The following is a 16,653-nucleotide window of genomic DNA, read 5'->3' on the forward strand; positions in this document are numbered from 1 at the left end:
ATCCCCGCGCAATGCTCCGGCGCATGTGGCAGCTTCATCAATTCCCCCTGTGTCCCTTCAGCCGCAAGGTTCGGCTTCTGCTCAGCGAGAAGGGTGTGGCCTATGATCTCGTGCGCGAAAATCCGTGGGAGCGGCGAGAGGGGTTTGGGGGCCTCAGCCCCGCCTATCGCACGCCCGCGATCCACAATCCCGAACGCGGCATCTCGCTGGCTGACAGCCGGGCGATCTGCGAGTACTTCGAAGAGACGGTCGACAAGACCCCGATGATCAACGGCACCGCCCCCACCCGGGCCGAAATCCGCCGTCTCGTCGCCCTGTTTGACGAAAACTTCTATGCCGATGTCACCGGCCCCCTGCTGGAAGAGCGCATGAAAAAGCGCCTCGTCTATCGCAGTTCGCCCGACAGCAAGCGCCTGCGCGATGCACTGCGGCTGGCCGACGAACATCTCGACTATATCGACTACCTGATCGACAACCGCCCCTGGCTGGCCGGTGCCACCATGAGCCTTGCCGATCTTGCCGCCGCCGCGCAGATCTCGGTCGCCGATTACCTTGGCGGCATTGACTGGTCGGGCCACGAACAGGCGCGCGGCTGGTACTCGGTCTTCAAAAGCCGCCCCAGCTTCCGCCCCCTTCTGGCCGAACGCATGGACGTGATCCAGCCGCCCGCCCACTACGCCGACGTGAACGCCTGAGCGTCAGTTCCTCCCTGGACCGGGGAGGGGGGACCATCCGCAGGATGGTGGAGGGGCACCCACGCCCCCAAAAAACCGCTGTCCTACAGACCCGCTCACGGCATAGCCTCCCGACCATGCCCCACCCTGCTCCCTCGCCAAAAGCGCAACCCAAACTCCCCTCCCGCAGGCGGGAGGGGCTGGTGGAGGGAATGATCCCAAACCCTGAGCCGACACGCAAAAACGGCGGAAGAACCCTCCCGCCGCTTTTTCTCATGGACTGTGTAAACTGTGTAAACCTGTTCAGGTTCAGGCCGACTTTGCTTTCACACCGAACCGTCCGAACTTGCGGAACTGCGTCATCCACCGATCCAGGAACAGGCCGAGCGGACGCGCGCTCACCCCCAGCGAATCGATGCCCGGCAGCGTGCCCGTGGCAAAGTTCCCGGCCTTCAGCAGCTTCCACTGGTCCGTGCTCATCGGCGCACCCGGCAGCCACCCCGTCATCGCCGCAAACGCGCCCGAAACCGCATCGGGCAGGTCCAGCCACACCGGCGAGCGGCCCGCCGCCTTGGCAATCCGGCGGTTCAACTCGCCCATCGTCACCACTTCCGGCCCGGCCAGTTCATACGTCTTGCCGCCATGCGCCAAGGGATCGGCCAGAGCATTGCCCACTGCCTCGGCCGCATCATCGACAAACACCGGCTGCAGCTTCGCATCCGGCCCGAACACAGGGAGGACTGGCAGCTTTACCAGACCACCGAACATGTTGAGGAAGTTGTCATCCTCACCAAACAGGATCGAGGGCCGCACCACGGTGGCAGACGGAAACGCCGCCAGCACCGCCGCCTCACCCTCAGCCTTGGTCCGCGCATAAGGCACATCCGACGACGCATCGGCCCCCAGTGCGGAGACATGGACGAACGCCTTCGCGCCTACGGCCGTCGCCGCCTCGGCCACGCGGCCCACGCCCTTGCCCTGCAGCGAATCGAGATCGCCCGTGAACGCACCCACCAGATTGACGACCGCATCCACACCCGTCAGCGCCTTGGCCACGGTGTTCGGCTTGGTCACATCAATCGCAACAAACTGCGTCTGCCCCAACCCGCCCAGCGTCTTGAGCCGGAATGCGCGCTCAGGATGGCGGCTGCACACCCGGACCCGCGCCCCGCGCGCCAGCAATTCCTGCGCCAGATGCGTGCCGAAGAACCCGCTGCCGCCGACGAGCGCCACCAGCATCCCGTCCAGATCGCGCGTCTTGTCATTTGCCATGTGCAAAATCCTGCCTGTCCGCCCGCAAACCGGGCAAGTCACGCCCCGCCTTTGGCACAGCCGGGGCAAAGCTTTCAATGCCCAAACGCTGCGTATGCGGGTGCTTTACAAAAAGAGTTGGCACCAACCGGATTTGCCCCGTTGACACCCCGGCGTGCGTGCCTTAGTGGCGCCCTCCTACCCGGCGGACGGCGCTTTTGCCTTCCGCCCCGTGCCCAGATGGCGGAATTGGTAGACGCACCAGCTTCAGGTGCTGGCGCTCGCAAGGGCGTGGAGGTTCGAGTCCTCTTCTGGGCACCATCGCTTCACAAAGCGTTGAAAACGTTGAAGGATCGTCGTCAAGACGGTCCTTTCAGCGTGCCTGCTGCGATTTTCTGTTGCGATCTGGTGCACATGTCGAGCCACGCAGCGAGATATCCGCGACCAAGGGGATCGCGGCATTTGTGCTGCAATTGTGCGATCTGATACTGAAAGAAATGGTGGACCCGTCGGGACTCGAACCCGAGACCTACAGATTAAAAGTCCGTTGCTCTACCAACTGAGCTACGGGTCCACACCGTTTTACGCCGCGACCAACGCGTGGCGTGGCGCGTCACCTAGGGGGCGCGGCGCGGGTGGTCAAGCCTGCGCTTGAGGCGGTATTCAAGATGCGCAAGATTGAGGCCCGTGACGGGATCGCGCCAGTGCCGCGCAATGCGGTTAGCGGGACCGAGGACGAAGGTGCGCTTGCGGAATTCGCGGTGGGGGATCGCCAGTCGCGCGTCGCTCCAGCAGCCACCGGACCACAGCACGATGTCGAGATCGAGCGTGCGCGCACGCCAGCGCTGGCCCTGTCGCTTGCGTCCGAACTGCGTTTCGATTGTCTGCAGCACGTCCAGCAAGGCTGGCGGATCGAGCGGCGTTTCCACCAAGGCCGCGCCGTTCGCATATTCGCGCTGTGATGGCCCGATGGGGCGGCTGCGGATAACGGGACTGACGGCAAGAACCGCAAGGCCTCCGGACGCCATCGCCTCAACCGCGGCGCGCAGAACGGCAGCGGGCGCTCCGTATTGCGGGTGCAACTGGTTGGAGCCGAGCGCAATCAGGAAACGGTGAAGTGTCAGATGTCTTCTGCCAGACGCCCGTACAATTGCGGGCGGCGATCGCGGAAAAAGCCCATCCCTGCGCGGTGCGTGGCGGCGCGTTTCAGGTCGATCATGGCGTGCAGCACGCCGGTTTCAGCAGCGCCGAACTCAGCAAGGAAATCGCCCCATTCGTCGCTGATGAAGCTGTGGCCGTAGAAGCGCTGCCCGTCTTCCATGCCGATGCGGTTGGCGGCGATCACCGGCATGCAGTTTGACACCGCGTGGCCCAGCATCGCACGCCGCCACATGCGGCTGGTGTCGAGGTCTGCGTCGTAAGGCTCTGTGCCGATGGCGGTGGGATAGAACAGCAGTTCCGCGCCCATCAGCGCCATCGCGCGCGCGCATTCGGGATACCACTGGTCCCAACACACGCCCACGCCGATGCGCGTGCCGAACACGTCCCACACCTTGAACCCGGTGTTGCCAGGGCGGAAGTAGTACTTCTCTTCATAGCCGGGGCCATCGGGGATGTGGCTCTTGCGGTAGATGCCCATGATCTCGCCATCGGGGCCGATCATGGCGAGCGTGTTGTAGTAGTGGTGGCCGTCCCGCTCGAAGAAACTGGTAGGGATGGCTATGCCGAGCGCCTTGGCGAGCTTTTGCATCTCGCGCACCGAGGGATCATCTGCCAGCGGATAGGCGAGGTCGAATAGAGCCTCGTCCTCGACCTTGCAGAAATAAGGGCCTGCGAACAGTTCGGGGGGCAGCACAATCTGCGCACCGCCTTGCGCGGCCTCTTCGACCAGCGCGGCAGTGGCGGCGATGTTTTCGGCCTCGCCCCCGGGGAGGGCGAGTTGCAGGGCGGCGACGGAGATGGTGCTCATGGCAGGTGACCTAAGCCCCCTGCCCCGGCAATTCAACCGTCGCCGCGCATTGTCACGTCAGACCAACGATCACGGACGCTTGCGGAACAGGAGCGTCATGCGGTCGCTCTCGCCGATGGCGTTGAGCTTTGCCTTTTCGGCATCATCCTTCGCACCTGAGAGCACCGGCGGTAGTGTCCAAACACCATCCGGCCAGTTTGCGGGGTCTTTGGGATTGGCATTGGCCTCGCTCTTGCCGACGAAGGTGAAGCCGTGGACCTCCATGAACTTGATGATGTCGGCCTCGCGCAGATAACCTTTTGAGCCATCGGTGAAGGCGTAAGGCGCATCGGCCTTGGCGCGGTGCTGCTCAATGCCGATCATCCCATCGGCTTTCAGCAGATCGCGCATCTTCTTGATTTCGCTGTCTGCCACGTTTGCGCGGAGCATGTTGTGCAGTGCACGCATGACGAGAATGCGGTCGAAAGTCCCCTTCTCCCCATCGGGGATCGCGCCGAGCGAGAAGGCGCTGAACTTTTCGGCGGGCTGCTTGGCCCACTCTGCCACTTCGGCGGGGAATTTGGCGACGGCCGCCTTCGCCGCTTCCTGACGCTGGGCATTGGCGGTGCTGGCATCGGCGAAAAGGCCGACAAGTTTGCCCTTGGGGGCAAGGTATATGCCGAGCAGGCGCGAATACCAGCCGCCGCCGGGTGCATATTCGCCGACTTTCATCGCCGGGCCGACATCGAAGAACGCCAGCGTCTGGTCGGGCTTGCGATAGATGTCGCGCGCGGCATCATCCTTACGCAGCGGATCGGCGACGGCGGCGGCGAGCGCAGGATCAATCTTTGCCGCAGCGTGATCGGCGTGCTGGGCGAATGCTGGCGTGGCAAGGCTGCTTCCGGCAACGGCTGCCAGCAGGGCGAAGCTAAATCTGCGCATGGGGGGTGATTCTCCAAAGGGCCGATGACAAGCGGGGTGCGCCTGCCTATCTCAGCGATATAGCAGGAGAATAAGGCACATGAGCGAACAGGCAACAGCCATTCTGGCAGGCGGGTGCTTCTGGTGTACCGAAGCAGTGTTTCGCGACGTGATCGGCGTGACCAACGTGGAGAGCGGATACATCGGCGGCTGGCAAGAGAACCCGACCTACAAGCAGGTGTGCAGCGGGACGACCGGCCATGCCGAGGCGATCCGCGTCACGTTCGATCCCGATGTGGTCGGTCTGGGGCAAATCCTCGACATGTTCTTTGCCACGCACGATCCGACGCAGTTGAACCGGCAGGGCAATGATGTGGGCACGCAGTATCGTTCTGCCGTGTTCCCGCTGGACGATGCGCAACAGGTGGAAATGGAAGCGGCCATCGCACGGGCGCAGCCGGGCTGGCCGCAGCCGATCGTGACCAAGATCGAGCCGGTGTCCACGTGGTATCCGGCGGAAGACTACCATCAGGAATACTGGGACGGCGAAGGGCAGCGCAACCCCTATTGCCTTGCCGTGATCCCGCCCAAGCTGATGAAGTTGCGCAAGAGTTTTGCCGACAAGGTTAAGAGTTAACCGGCCAGCGCGGCCAATGTGATGCGGCGGTAGATGCGTTGGAGGGTTACCAAATCTTCCATCGCCACCGCCTCGTCCTTCTTGTGCATCGTGGCGTTGCACAGGCCGAATTCCACGACCGGGCAAACCGCGCGCAGGAAGCGGGCGTCCGATGTGCCGCCGCTGGTGGACAGTTCGGGATCAATGCCGGTTTCGGCCTTCACCGCATCGGCAATCAGCGTGGAATAGTCGCCGGGCAGCGTGATGAAGCTCTCGCCGGAAATGACGGCGCGCACCTCGCCCTTGTGGCGGCGGGCGATCTCTTCGACCATCGCGACAAGGCCTGCACCGGTGTGACGGTCATTGAAGCGGATGGAAATGCGGGCGCGGGCTTCGGCGGGGATCACGTTGGTGGCCTTGTTGCCCACCTCAAGGTCGGTCACTTCAAGGTTCGAAGGCTGGAACCATGCGGTACCCTCGTCCAGCACCAGCGCATCCAGATCGGCCAGCAGCGCGATCAGGCGCGGGATCGGGTTGTCGGCAAGGTGCGGATAGGCGACGTGGCCCTGCGCGCCGTGGCAGGTGATCCACATGTTGACCGAGCCGCGACGGCCGATTTTCACCATGTCGCCCAGGCGGTTGACCGAGGTCGGCTCCCCCACAAGGCACAAGTCCGGCTCGGCCTTCAATTCGCGGATCAGCTCTATCAATGGCACAGTGCCGTAGCGCGCCGGGCCTTCCTCATCACCGGTGATAATGAAGCTGAGTGTGCCTGCTTCGGCGGGGATTTCAGCCGCTGCGGCGACCATCGAGGCGATGGAGCCTTTCATGTCCACTGCGCCGCGCCCGTAGAGCAGCTCGCCCCGCCTTTCGGCCTTGAACGGGCCGGAGGTCCAGCCTTCGCCCGGGGGGACGACATCGAGGTGCCCGGCAAAGGCGAAGTGGCGAGAACCTTCCGGACCTTTGCGGATGGCGAAGAGGTTTTCGACCGGGCCATCAGGGGCCTCACCGGCAATGAAGCGGTGGATTTCGAAACCGAGAGGGGCGAGCATCGCTTCGAAGCAATCGAACACCGCGCCGGTGGCGGGGGTGACGCTTTCGCAGTCTATCAGTCGCTCGGCGAGAAGGACGGGATCAAGAGCGGACATCAGCGGGCAGGCTCCTCGAACTGTTCGATGGTCCAGCCCTCGCTTTCCGCCGCCTCGATCCAGGCCTGCATCCAGTCGTGAGTCCAGACCGCTTCCATATAGGTCATCGCAAAGCCCGGCACAGGCACCCCGTAGGTCATGAAGCGCGAGACGACCGGGGCATAGATAATATCGGCGGCGCAGAAGGTGCCGAACAGGAACGGACCGCCCTTGCCGAAGCGGGCGCGCGCCTCGGCCCAGAGGGTGAGGATGCGGACGATATCGGCACGGACTTCCGGGATGATCTCCACGCCTTCCACCCGCTTGCGAATGTTCATCGGCAGGGTGCTGCGCAGGGCGAGGTAGCCTGAGTGCATTTCCGCGACCATCGAGCGGGCCATCGCGCGCGCGACGTCATCCTTGGGCCAGAAGCGGTCACGCCCGACCTTGTCGGCAAGGTAATCAATGATCGCAAGGCTGTCCCACACCACCGGCGCATCGGGGCCTTCGCCGTCCCACAGGATCGGCACTTTGCCCGAAGATGGAGCAAGATCATCGGCGCGGCGCAGGTGATCCCACTCCTCACCATAGAGTGGGACGGTGATTTCCTCGAACGCGAGGCCCGATTGCTTGGCAGCCAGCCAGCCGCGCAGGGACCAGCTGGAGTAGTTCTTGTTGCCGATGATCAGCTTCATCGTGTTGGCCCCTTTGCGCTTTCGGGGCGCGTAGCCGTTCAGATTTGCTGTGTCGAGCATGAACAGGTTTACACAGTTTACACGGTCCTGAGGGGAAAGTGTCAGGCGCTGTTCAAGGAGTTCTCGGAGGCGCTTTTCGGTCAACGCAGGCGCGGTTGTGCCGTGACGTGCGAGGACGTTGCGGGCGGTGTGGCGGGTGAGCGGGATGGGATCGCGGTGGGGCATGGCACGCAGGAGCGTGGGCTTGGGCGCGGTTTGTAGGACAGCGGGGATTGCGCCGGAATGGCGGGGTGTTGGGTTTCTGTCCCGCTATCGCGGGATGCCCACCCCCGGCCCCTCCCGCCTGCGGGAGGGGGGAAATCACTTTAAATCACGCTTCGCTTTGGCATTCTCGTCACCCTGAACTTGTTTCAGGGTCCATCTCTCCACGCCAACGGCGGCTTGAGTGGCAGAATGGATCCTGAAACAAGTTCAGGATGACGAAGTGGACGTTGGCTGGCTGTTGAGGGCAGTGATTAGCCCAGCGCGTCCTGCAAAACCGCAGCGCGCAATTCCTCGATGCCCATTTTCTTTTCGGACGAAGTGACGAGGATTTCGGGGTAGGCGGCGGTGCGTTTGCGGGCAGCCGCAATGGTCTCGATGGTGACCTGCTCCAGCTCGCTGGCCTTGATCTTGTCGGCCTTGGTCAGGACGAGGCGATAGCCGACACCTGCTTCATCGAGCATCTGCATCATGTCTTCATCGACCGGCTTCACGCCGTGACGGCTGTCGATCAGCAGCAGGGTGCGCTTCAAGACCACGCGGCCGCGCAGGAAATCGCGCACCAGACGGCGCCAGATTTCAGTGACCTTGGGCGGGGCCTTGGCAAAGCCGTAGCCGGGCATATCAACCAGACGCAAGCGGGTGGGATCACCCACTTCGAAGTAGTTCAATTCCTGCGTGCGGCCCGGCGTGACCGAGGTGCGCGCAATGGATTTGCGGCCCGTCAGCGCATTGAGCAGCGACGATTTTCCGACGTTCGACCGGCCCGCAAAGGCGATTTCCGGCACATCGGGATCGGGCAGGAATTTGAGCGCCGGGGCAGACTTGATGAATTCGACACGGCCCGCAAACAGCAGGCGTGCCTGTTCGATCATCTCGGCCTGCAGTTCGGCCGCCTGTGCTTCTTCAGGTGTCATCGCGCTTTCGGTTTCTGGCCGGTGGTGGCCTTCTTTTCGCGCGTGGCAACGCGGTCAATGTCCTGCTGGTCCTTGTCCGTCTGCGCCTTCAGCTGCGGGTGTTTGCTGTAAAGGTACTTCTGCTGGGCAATGGTCAGCACGTTCGAGGTGATCCAGTAGAGCAGCAGGCCGGCCGCGAACGGAGCCATCACGAACATCATGATCCACGGCATGAACGCGAAGATCTGCTGCTGCGCAGGGTCCATCGCCGCAGGTTGCAGCTTGAACTGTGCCCACATGGTGATGCCAAGCAGGATCGCCAGCACGCCGATGGCAAGGAAGCCCGGAGGATCGAACGGGAGCAGGCCGAACAGGTTGAGAATGTGCGCAGGATCAGGCGCAGAAAGATCCTTGATCCACAGCACGAAGGGCTGGTGGCGCATTTCAATCGCCAGCGTCAGCACCTTGTAAAGCGCGAAGAACACCGGGATCTGGAGGAAGATGGGCAGACAGCCGGCGAGAGGATTGACCTTCTCCGTCTTGTACAACTCCATGATTTTCTGCTGCTGGGTCTGCTTGTCGTCCTTGTAGCGTTCCTGCAGCGCCTTCATCTTGGGCTGCAAGGCGCGCATGGCCGCCATCGAGGCAAACTGACGCTGGGCGATGGGGAACATCACGCCGCGCACGACGAGCGTGAGCAGGATGATCGCCACGCCGAAGTTCTTGACCAGCTTGAACAGCGAATCGAGCAGCCAGAAGATCGGCTTTTCGAACCAGCGGAACCAGCCCCAGTCGATCGACAGGCTGAAGTTGGTGACGCCCGCCGCTTCGTACTTTTCAAGGACCGTGTTTTCCTTGGCGCCTGCAAACAGGCGCACGTTCTGCGACTGCTGCTTGCCCGGCGCGACCGAGACGTTGGGGAAGATCAGGTCTGCACGGAACAGGCCCGGTGCGGTCGAACGCAGCGCGCTTTCGGCCTTCGATCCGGCATCGGGGATCAAGGCTGACAGCCAATAGATGTCTGTAAAGCCGATCCAGTTGGTCGCGCCCTTGAGCGGCAAGGCTTGGCCCGGTGCTTCGGTGACGGTCGCATAATTGTTGTCGAACGTGACCGAACCATCGAGCGCCGCAATCGGGCCGGAGTGGAGCTGCCACGTATCGAGGCTGGCCGTCTTGTCGGTGCGGCTGATCAGCGCGAAAGGCTTGACCACGACCGGCGTTGCGCCCGCGTTCGCCACAGTCTGTGTGGCAGTGACCATGTAATCCGCATCGATCGCATAGCGGATCGAGAAGGTCTGCCCGGTGGTGTTGGACCAGCGCAGGGTGACCGGCGTTTGCGGCGTCAGCTTTGCACCGTCTGCCGTCCACACTGTGTTCGCATCAGGGGCGGCAATGCCTTCGCCGACCCAGCCCATTTGCGCATAGTGCTGCGCAGGCGTTCCGGCGGGCGAGAACAGGCGCACAGGCGCGCTGCCCTTTTCCACCGTCTCGGTGTGGCGAGACAGCGTCACGTCATCGACCAGCGCACCCTTGAGGTTGATCGAGCCTTTCAGGCCCGGCGCATCGATGGGGACGCGATTGCCTGCGGCGAGTTCGGCGCGCAGATCCTTCTTTTCCAGCGCGATGTCTGCCGGGTTCAGCAGGCCGCCTTCACGGGTGGGCTTGCCGGGTTCAGCAGGAGCGGTGGCTGCCTGTTTGGGCGCGACCGCCGCTTCCGGATAGAACCAGCGCATCGCGCCTTCCCAGCCGAGCAGCAGCAAGCCGGTGAGGACCACTGCCAGAATGACGTTGCGCTGATTCTGCACCGGTTTTTACGTCCTGTAAGTCTATGCCGCGCCATTCAAAAGTGAACGGCCCGGACTGAATTCGAAAGCGTCAGGGGACAGGGTCGTAGCCGTGCCCACCCCACGGGTGGCAGCGCAATAGCCGCTTCGTCGCCAGCCAGCCACCCTTAATCGCGCCATGCTTTTCCAGCGCTTCTATCGCGTATTGCGAGCAGGAAGGGCTGTAGCGGCAGGTGGGTGGCAGCACCCGCGAAGGGCCAAGTTGCCAGCCGCGCGCGATGAGGATGAAAAGGCGCTTCACTTCGCCGGACCTTTGCCGCGCCCGTGGTGGGCGCGGGGTCCGCCGCGTTTGCGGGGAGGATCGCCTTTGCCTTCGGCAGCGCGGGACAGCGCCACGGCCAGTTCATCGCGCAGTGCCGCGAAATCGCGCTCCACCCCGCCTTCGCGGCCGATCATCACGTGATCGGCACCAACGATGCCTGCTTGCGGCAAAGCCTCACGCAGAAGCGCGCGAAAACGGCGCTTCATGCGGTTGCGGACAACCGCATTGCCGATCTTCTTGGTGACGGTCACGCCGAAGCGCATGTCCGCCTCATCGGCGGGGGCTGATTCGCGGTTCACCAACAGCACGAATCCGGGCCTTGCGACCCGGATCCCGCGATTGGCAGCAACAAAGTCTGCCCGTTTCCGGATGGTGGCGATCCGGGTCATCCCCGTGCCAACCTGCGCCGGAATTATGCTGTCAGCGATCAGGCCGAAAGCTTCTTGCGGCCACGCGCACGGCGGGCACGCAGGATGTTGCGGCCACCAACAGTGGCGGTGCGGGTGCGGAAGCCGTGACGGCGGGCACGCACAAGATTGCTGGGCTGGAAAGTGCGCTTCATCGGTTTTCTCTTCTTTTCGAATCTGTGGACAGGCAATTGCCGCTGGAAGCAGCACGCCGGAATCAGGGGGTGGCCGATAGGCGAAGGCCGCGGTTGCGTCAACCCTGCAGGCCAGCGCACAGCGCGTTGCATTGCCCGCTGCTGCGTTAACGTTTAGGCACGCTTGATGCAGAAGGAAAACGATTCCGAAAACGCCGCCGTGCGATTGCGGTGGTGGCAGCGAGCGCCCCGCATCCCGACTTTGGCTCTGTTTGCGGTTGTGGCGCTGGCCCTGCTTGGCACTTTCTCGCTGATTCTCGCCACGGTTGAAGCCGAACGCACGCAGCGTCAGCAGGCGGCGCGGACGAGCGCGATCCTCGAATCGCTCGACCAGATCGTGCGCGCTGCGATGAGCGGGGAGACCGGGCAGCGCGGCTATTTCATCACCAGCGACACGCGCTATCTTGCGCCCTATCGCGAGGGGCAGCAGCGCTATGCCGCAGAGATGGCGCAGTTGCGGCGGCAGATGGGCAATGACCTTCCATCGGATCAAGCCGAACTCATGGCTGAAATCGCGCGATTGGGCGATGCCAAGTGGGCGGAGATGGCGGGCGTGATCGAACTGGTTGATCAGCGGCGCATCCCCGATGCCCACGCGCGCGTGCTGTCTGACGAAGGGCAGTTGGCGATGAACGGCTTGCGCCGCGCCGTGGCGAAGCTTGAGGATATCGAGCGTGTTCGCCTGTCGCAGGCCGTGCAGCAGGCGTCACAGGCCGAAGGGCGCATCCTGCCATCGCTGGCGGCGCTGTTCGTGGTGATCGTCTGCGCGCTGGCGCTGGGCCTGTGGCAGGCCATCCGCACTGCCGAGGCAGAGGCGCTCGCCGCCAATGCTTCGGTGATTGCCGAAGCGCGGGATCGGGCTGACATTCTGGCGAAGGAACTCAATCACCGGGTGAAAAACCTGTTCGCGGTGATTCTGGCCATCGTGAAGATGAGCGCGCGGGGAGACAAGGCTGCCGCGCCAGCAGTGGACCGTATCGCCAAGCGCATCCACGCGCTGGTGACCGCGCATGAAGTGACGCAAGGGACGGGCAAGGACCAGACCGTCGATTTTGCCGACCTGATCGGCAAGGCTATCGCGCCCTATCGCTCCTCATCGGAAAAGTGCGAACTGGACGGCGGCGAACTGGTGCTGCCGGGCAAGCATGCGGTGCCGCTGGGGCTGGTGCTGCACGAACTGGTGACCAACGCCGTGAAATACGGCGCGTGGGCGCAGCCCGGCGGGCTGGTGCGCGTGGGCTGGAGCCGCGACGGCAACCGGGCGCGCGTGCTGTGGGAGGAGATTGCCGCCGAGGGCGCCACTGTGCTGACCGAGCCGGGCGGCGAAGGTTTCGGCTCGGCGCTGATCCGCTCGTCCGAGCGCCAGCTGGGCGGCACCATCGTCCGCCGCTTTGCCGAGCGCGGGATCGTGGTGGAAATGGACTTCGCGCTGGAGGGCGGAGAAGGCTGACCCCTCCCAGCCCTATTGCTCAACCGTGCTTGGATTCGCGCGTGGGCTGAACCATGCCCGGTGTGATGAAGCCCAGCGGACCGGGGTTCATCGCGCGTTTTTTGAGCTCGCCCTTCATGCGGGCGTATTCGTCTTCCATCTGTTCGGTCACCGTGGCGCGTGAGGCTTCGAGCGCAGCGGTGAAGTCCTCGCCCGTGACCAGATCGACATTGCCGCCGCCACGCTTGATGGCATTGAGGCCTGCGCGGCGCACCACGTCTTCCAGATCGGCACCGGTAAAACGCTCGGTCTCCCGCGCAATTCTGCCGAGGTCCACATCGCCTGCCATCGGCATGTTGCGGGTGTGAATGCCAAGGATATGCATGCGGCCTTCCATGCTGGGCGTGCCGACATAGACCAGTTCATCGAAGCGGCCCGGGCGCAACAGCGCCGGATCGACGAGGTTGGGCCGGTTGGTCGCGCCGATCAGGATGACCGATTGCAGTTCTTCCAGCCCGTCCATTTCGGCAAGGATGGTGTTGACCACGCGGGCGGTGACCCCGGGTTCGCCCTGCCCGCTGCCGCGCGCCGGAACTAGGCTGTCGATCTCGTCAATGAACACCACGCAGGGCGCGACCTGGCGGGCGCGGGCGAAGAGCTTGGCGATCTGCTGTTCGCTTTCGCCGTACCATTTGCTGAGCAAGTCTGACGATTTGATCGCGATGAAGTTGGCCTCGGCCTCCTTCGCCACGGCCTTGGCCAGCAGGGTCTTGCCGGTGCCGGGCGGACCATAGAGCAGGAAGCCCTTGGCCGGACGGATACCGAGACGGTGGAACGCCTCGGGGTTCTTCAGCGGCAGTTCCACGCCTTCACGCAGCTTGTCCTGCGCTTCATCCAGACCGCCGATGTCGGCCCAGCCGATGGTCGGGGCCTGCACCATGACTTCGCGCATCGCCGATGGCTGGACGCGCTTGAGGGCCTGCACGAAATCATCGCGATCGACGCGCAAGCTGTCGAGCACGTCCTGCGGGATCGTCTGCTGTTCGAAATCGAGGCGCGGCATGATGCGGCGCACGGCTTCGATGGCAGCTTCACGTGTCAGTGCGGCAAGGTCTGCGCCGACGAAGCCATGTGTGGTGCGGGCCAATTCCTGAAGGTCGACGTCCTCGGCCAGCGGCATGCCACGGGTGTGGATGCCGATGATCTCGCGGCGGCCAGACTCATCCGGCACGCCCACCACGATCTCGCGGTCGAACCGGCCGGGGCGGCGCAGCGCTTCGTCGATGGCATCGGGGCGATTGGTTGCCGCGATGACCACAAGGTTGGAGCGCGCCTGCAGGCCGTCCATCAGCGTCAGCAGTTGCGCGACGAGGCGCTTCTCGGCCTCACCGTGGACTTCGCTGCGCTTGGGCGCGATGGAATCAATCTCGTCGATGAAGATGATCGAAGGGGCCGCCTTGGTCGCTTCCTCGAACACTTCGCGCAGGCGTTTCTCGCTCTCACCATAGGCAGAACCCATGATTTCCGGGCCATTGATGGTGAAAAACGACGCATCGCTCTCGTTCGCCACCGCGCGGGCGAGGCGGGTCTTGCCGGTGCCCGGCGGGCCATGCAGCAGCACGCCCTTGGGCGGATCGACGCCAAGACGGGTGAACAGTTCAGGGTAGCGCAGCGGCAGTTCCACCATCTCGCGCAATTGGCGGATGGTATCGCCCATGCCGCCGACGTCATCATAGTTCACGTCGGCACGGCTGCTGCGCGGCTCTTCATATTCGGGCCGCAGTTCCACCTCGGTGTTCTCATCGATGTGGACCACGCCTTTGGGCACAGTCGACACGACAGTGAGGCGGATCTGCGTGAGCGCGAAGGCCGGGGCGTTGAGCATCTGGCGCAGCTGCGGCGGCATGTCGGTGCGGTTGACCTGCTGCTGCCCGGCGGTGGCGACGAGATCGCCGGTTACCAGCGGCCGGCCCGCGAAGTTGCGCTTCAATGCCAAAGCAGGCCCCTGCAGACGCAAGTCCTTCTGCGCCGGGGCAAAGACTACGCGCTGTGCAGGGCGCGAATCGATCTTGCGCACTTCTACATGGTCGCCCGATCCGACATCGGCATTGGCGCGCTGTAATCCGTCGAGCCGGATCAGTTCGAGGCCCTCGTCCTCTGGATAGGGCTGGATCACGCGGGCAGCGGTCGAGCGCTTCCCGACAATTTCGATCACATCGCCCTCGGTCACGCCAAGCTGGGACATGACATGACGGCTGACCCGGGCAATCCCGTGCCCGCTTTCTTCCTGCCGTGCGCCCGCCACTTGCAGGCGCATGCTGCGTGCTTCGGTCCGGTTCTCGGTTGCCGCATCTGCCATGAGTTGTGAAATCCCCTTTAGCTGCCAACGACACCCGATGTGGGTAGGCACATGCGGGATTTCAAACGGCGGGCAAGCAGGAAGGTTGCGTGCAAATCTTACGGGTGCGGCTGGACGACCCGGATCACAGACAAAAAAAGACCCGGCAGTTGCCCGCCGGGTCGGAAAGTTTTGGGAGAGGATGCCTGAAAGGCAGGATCTGTATGCAGCGCACACAGGATTTGTGCAATTGCGAAATGCTCTGAAATGATTGTAATTTTTGCAACTGACGCTCTAAACCGCTGATTTGGCTATGTTTGCAGGTTGTATCAAACGAAACAATACACCTCTGCCCCGTTAGCAATGGATTGCAGAGATAGGTTGCGAATCCGAATGATGCGCCGCAGCAGGCCAAATTGTAGGCAATTAGCGCGCGCAGCCGCGCTGGATGTCTGGCCCGATCCGGCGAATCACGGCCAGAGGATAGACGGTGTCAGACATGCCGTCCGAGCAGGTCTGCCGCGAGACTTCCAGTTCCAGCGGCTTGCCATCGATCGTGGCCGAATAGGTCACAATCTGGCCTGAACGGCGCAAGGTGGCCGGGACAGTCAACCCATCGGGCATATCAGGCGTGGAATAGGTCAGCGTGCCATCCTGAACCTGCACCGACCAGAACGGTTCGGTGCCAAGGGCACGGAACCGCAGCGGCAGATCATCGCTGGTCGCCTGTGTTGCCATAGGGGCGGGTGGCTCGACCGGCGTCGGTGTTGCAGCGGGCCGATCGACCGAAACCGATGGCGCGGCTTGAGGCTCGGACGGCTCTGAACAGGCCGAAACCAGCGCGAGCGGGGCAAGGACGAGAGCGAAGGAAGGCGGCAGCGGGCATTTCATCCCCGCCGTCTTCCCCACGCCTGGCCGCAGGCCAAGCCTTAATGCGCCAGCAGCAGCGGAATCTGCGACCGGTCGAGCATATCGCGTGAGACACCGCCAAGCAGCAGTTCGCGCAAGCGACTGTGCCCGAACAGGCCCATGACGATCAGGCCTGCGCCAAGTTCGCGCGCGCATTCCTCGATGGTGAAGGCGATGGAGCCATTGCGTTCGCGCTCATGCGATTCGGCGTGAATGTCATGGCGCGAGAGGTAACGGGCGGCATCGGCGGCAGGGAAAGAACTGTCCTTCTCCCGCACGGTCATCAGATGGACTTCGCCAGCCATCTGCAACAGGGGCAGCGCAGCGCGCAGGGCATTCGCGCCTTCGTGGCCACCGTCCCAGGCAATCAGCGCCGGTTTGTCGAACGCCAGCATGGGCATTCCGCGCGGCACGCCCAGCACTGGCGCGCGCAGGCCCAGCGCCATTTCCTCAATTGTGGGGTCGGACAGGCTCCCTATCACGATATCCGCAAAACGTGCTGCTGCGGCGGCGGCAGTAATGCGTTCCTGATCCAGCACTTCAATATCGAACGGGACGTCCTGCGTGGCGAAACGCGCATCAAGTTCAGCCGCCAACTTGTCGTTCGCCGCACGCGCTTCCTTCAAGGCATAGGCCGAGACGGCAACACCGCCGAACGGCTCCCAAGCGGCCATCTGGGCAAAGGGCGTAGCGATCTGGAACGTGACGTGGCCGTCGCAGGTGCGGGCGAACGCAAGTGCGGTTTCGATCCGGTCATCAAGTTGCTCGGTAATGTCGAGCGGGCAAAGAATGGAGCGCATGGGGATCCTCCTGTCTTTCAATGACCCCACCCTTGCCACGGATGGTGGACCCCACCATGATCCACGTCAAATCACGAAAGA

At 63.4% G+C, this 16,653-nt stretch carries 17 protein-coding genes and 2 tRNA genes; 4 read left to right on the top strand and 15 right to left on the bottom strand.

The features are described 5' to 3' along the window. Positions 1–23 precede the first annotated feature (23 nt). Positions 24–695 (top strand): glutathione S-transferase family protein, encoded by a 672-nt coding sequence (locus Q8R81_RS11215; protein WP_305617945.1) that lies wholly within the window; start codon positions 24–26, stop codon positions 693–695. Positions 696–983: 288 nt separating this feature from the next. Here Q8R81_RS11215 and Q8R81_RS11220 read toward each other — a convergent pair whose 3' ends face one another. After that, entirely contained in the window at positions 984–1,946 is a 963-nt protein-coding gene (locus Q8R81_RS11220; RefSeq protein WP_305617832.1) for a complex I NDUFA9 subunit family protein, read from the bottom strand. Between the two features lie 213 nt (positions 1,947–2,159). Between Q8R81_RS11220 and Q8R81_RS11225 the strand changes: the two genes are divergently transcribed. Continuing rightward, a tRNA-Leu gene (locus Q8R81_RS11225) sits at positions 2,160–2,246 on the top strand. Between the two features lie 177 nt (positions 2,247–2,423). Here the strand turns inward: Q8R81_RS11225 and Q8R81_RS11230 are convergent. The 4 genes from Q8R81_RS11230 to Q8R81_RS11245 form a co-directional block, all read right to left on the bottom strand. Beyond that, positions 2,424–2,499 (bottom strand) — tRNA-Lys (locus Q8R81_RS11230). A 43-nt stretch (positions 2,500–2,542) separates the two neighbouring features. Further along, positions 2,543–3,076, bottom strand: coding sequence for a 2-amino-4-hydroxy-6-hydroxymethyldihydropteridine diphosphokinase (gene folK / locus Q8R81_RS11235; protein WP_371135358.1), 534 nt, complete (start codon positions 3,074–3,076; stop codon positions 2,543–2,545). Then, positions 3,046–3,894: an N-carbamoylputrescine amidase gene (aguB, locus tag Q8R81_RS11240; RefSeq protein WP_305617834.1), complete on the bottom strand. Its 849-nt coding sequence runs from the start codon at positions 3,892–3,894 to the stop codon at positions 3,046–3,048. The genes folK and aguB overlap by 31 nt, the downstream gene beginning before the upstream one ends. A gap of 69 nt (positions 3,895–3,963) precedes the next feature. Then, the gene (locus Q8R81_RS11245; RefSeq protein ID WP_305617836.1) at positions 3,964–4,815 is read right to left on the bottom strand and encodes a class I SAM-dependent methyltransferase; all 852 of its coding nucleotides are present in this window, start codon (positions 4,813–4,815) and stop codon (positions 3,964–3,966) included. A gap of 79 nt (positions 4,816–4,894) precedes the next feature. On the opposite strand from Q8R81_RS11245, the gene msrA reads away from it, so the two are divergent. Next, positions 4,895–5,431, top strand: a complete 537-nt coding sequence (msrA, locus tag Q8R81_RS11250) for a peptide-methionine (S)-S-oxide reductase MsrA (protein ID WP_305617838.1) — start codon at positions 4,895–4,897, stop codon at positions 5,429–5,431. On the opposite strand, the gene dapE is transcribed toward msrA, so the two are convergent. From dapE to rpmH, 7 genes are all read right to left on the bottom strand, one after another. Then, positions 5,428–6,558 (bottom strand): succinyl-diaminopimelate desuccinylase, encoded by a 1,131-nt coding sequence (gene dapE, locus Q8R81_RS11255; protein ID WP_305617840.1) that lies wholly within the window; start codon positions 6,556–6,558, stop codon positions 5,428–5,430. The genes msrA and dapE overlap by 4 nt on opposite strands. After that, positions 6,558–7,232, bottom strand: coding sequence for a glutathione S-transferase family protein (locus Q8R81_RS11260; protein WP_305617948.1), 675 nt, complete (start codon positions 7,230–7,232; stop codon positions 6,558–6,560). Before Q8R81_RS11260 ends, dapE begins: the two co-directional genes overlap by 1 nt. A 515-nt stretch (positions 7,233–7,747) precedes the next feature. After that, complete coding sequence (gene yihA / locus Q8R81_RS11265; protein WP_305617842.1) at positions 7,748–8,410, bottom strand: ribosome biogenesis GTP-binding protein YihA/YsxC; 663 nt, start codon at positions 8,408–8,410, stop codon at positions 7,748–7,750. Beyond that, a complete protein-coding gene (gene yidC, locus Q8R81_RS11270) occupies positions 8,407–10,194 on the bottom strand; it encodes a membrane protein insertase YidC (RefSeq protein WP_305617844.1) in 1,788 nt (595 codons plus the stop codon). Before yidC ends, yihA begins: the two co-directional genes overlap by 4 nt. Before the next feature lie 70 nt (positions 10,195–10,264). Then, positions 10,265–10,474: a membrane protein insertion efficiency factor YidD gene (gene yidD, locus Q8R81_RS11275; protein WP_305617846.1), complete on the bottom strand. Its 210-nt coding sequence runs from the start codon at positions 10,472–10,474 to the stop codon at positions 10,265–10,267. Further along, positions 10,471–10,884, bottom strand: coding sequence for a ribonuclease P protein component (rnpA, locus tag Q8R81_RS11280; protein ID WP_305617848.1), 414 nt, complete (start codon positions 10,882–10,884; stop codon positions 10,471–10,473). Before rnpA ends, yidD begins: the two co-directional genes overlap by 4 nt. A gap of 38 nt (positions 10,885–10,922) precedes the next feature. Then, on the bottom strand, positions 10,923–11,057 hold the full coding sequence (gene rpmH / locus Q8R81_RS11285) for a 50S ribosomal protein L34 (protein ID WP_305617850.1): 135 nt from the start codon (positions 11,055–11,057) through the stop codon (positions 10,923–10,925). Positions 11,058–11,223: 166 nt separating this feature from the next. Here rpmH and Q8R81_RS11290 point away from each other — a divergent pair, with 166 nt between their 5' ends. Further along, complete coding sequence (locus Q8R81_RS11290) at positions 11,224–12,546, top strand: sensor histidine kinase (protein ID WP_305617852.1); 1,323 nt, start codon at positions 11,224–11,226, stop codon at positions 12,544–12,546. Between the two features lie 19 nt (positions 12,547–12,565). Here Q8R81_RS11290 and Q8R81_RS11295 read toward each other — a convergent pair whose 3' ends face one another. The 3 genes from Q8R81_RS11295 to Q8R81_RS11305 form a co-directional block, all read right to left on the bottom strand. Next, positions 12,566–14,884 carry a CDC48 family AAA ATPase gene (locus Q8R81_RS11295; protein WP_305617855.1) on the bottom strand — a complete coding sequence of 773 codons (2,319 nt, stop codon included), beginning with the start codon at positions 14,882–14,884 and terminating at the stop codon, positions 12,566–12,568. 405 nt (positions 14,885–15,289) lie between these two features. Then, the gene (locus Q8R81_RS11300; protein WP_305617857.1) at positions 15,290–15,754 is read right to left on the bottom strand and encodes a COG3650 family protein; all 465 of its coding nucleotides are present in this window, start codon (positions 15,752–15,754) and stop codon (positions 15,290–15,292) included. Positions 15,755–15,792: 38 nt separating this feature from the next. Beyond that, positions 15,793–16,572 (bottom strand): universal stress protein, encoded by a 780-nt coding sequence (locus Q8R81_RS11305; RefSeq protein WP_305617859.1) that lies wholly within the window; start codon positions 16,570–16,572, stop codon positions 15,793–15,795. Positions 16,573–16,653: the final 81 nt, after the last annotated feature.

It is taken from the genome of Novosphingobium sp., from assembly GCF_030696665.1.
GTDB lineage: Bacteria > Pseudomonadota > Alphaproteobacteria > Sphingomonadales > Sphingomonadaceae > Novosphingobium.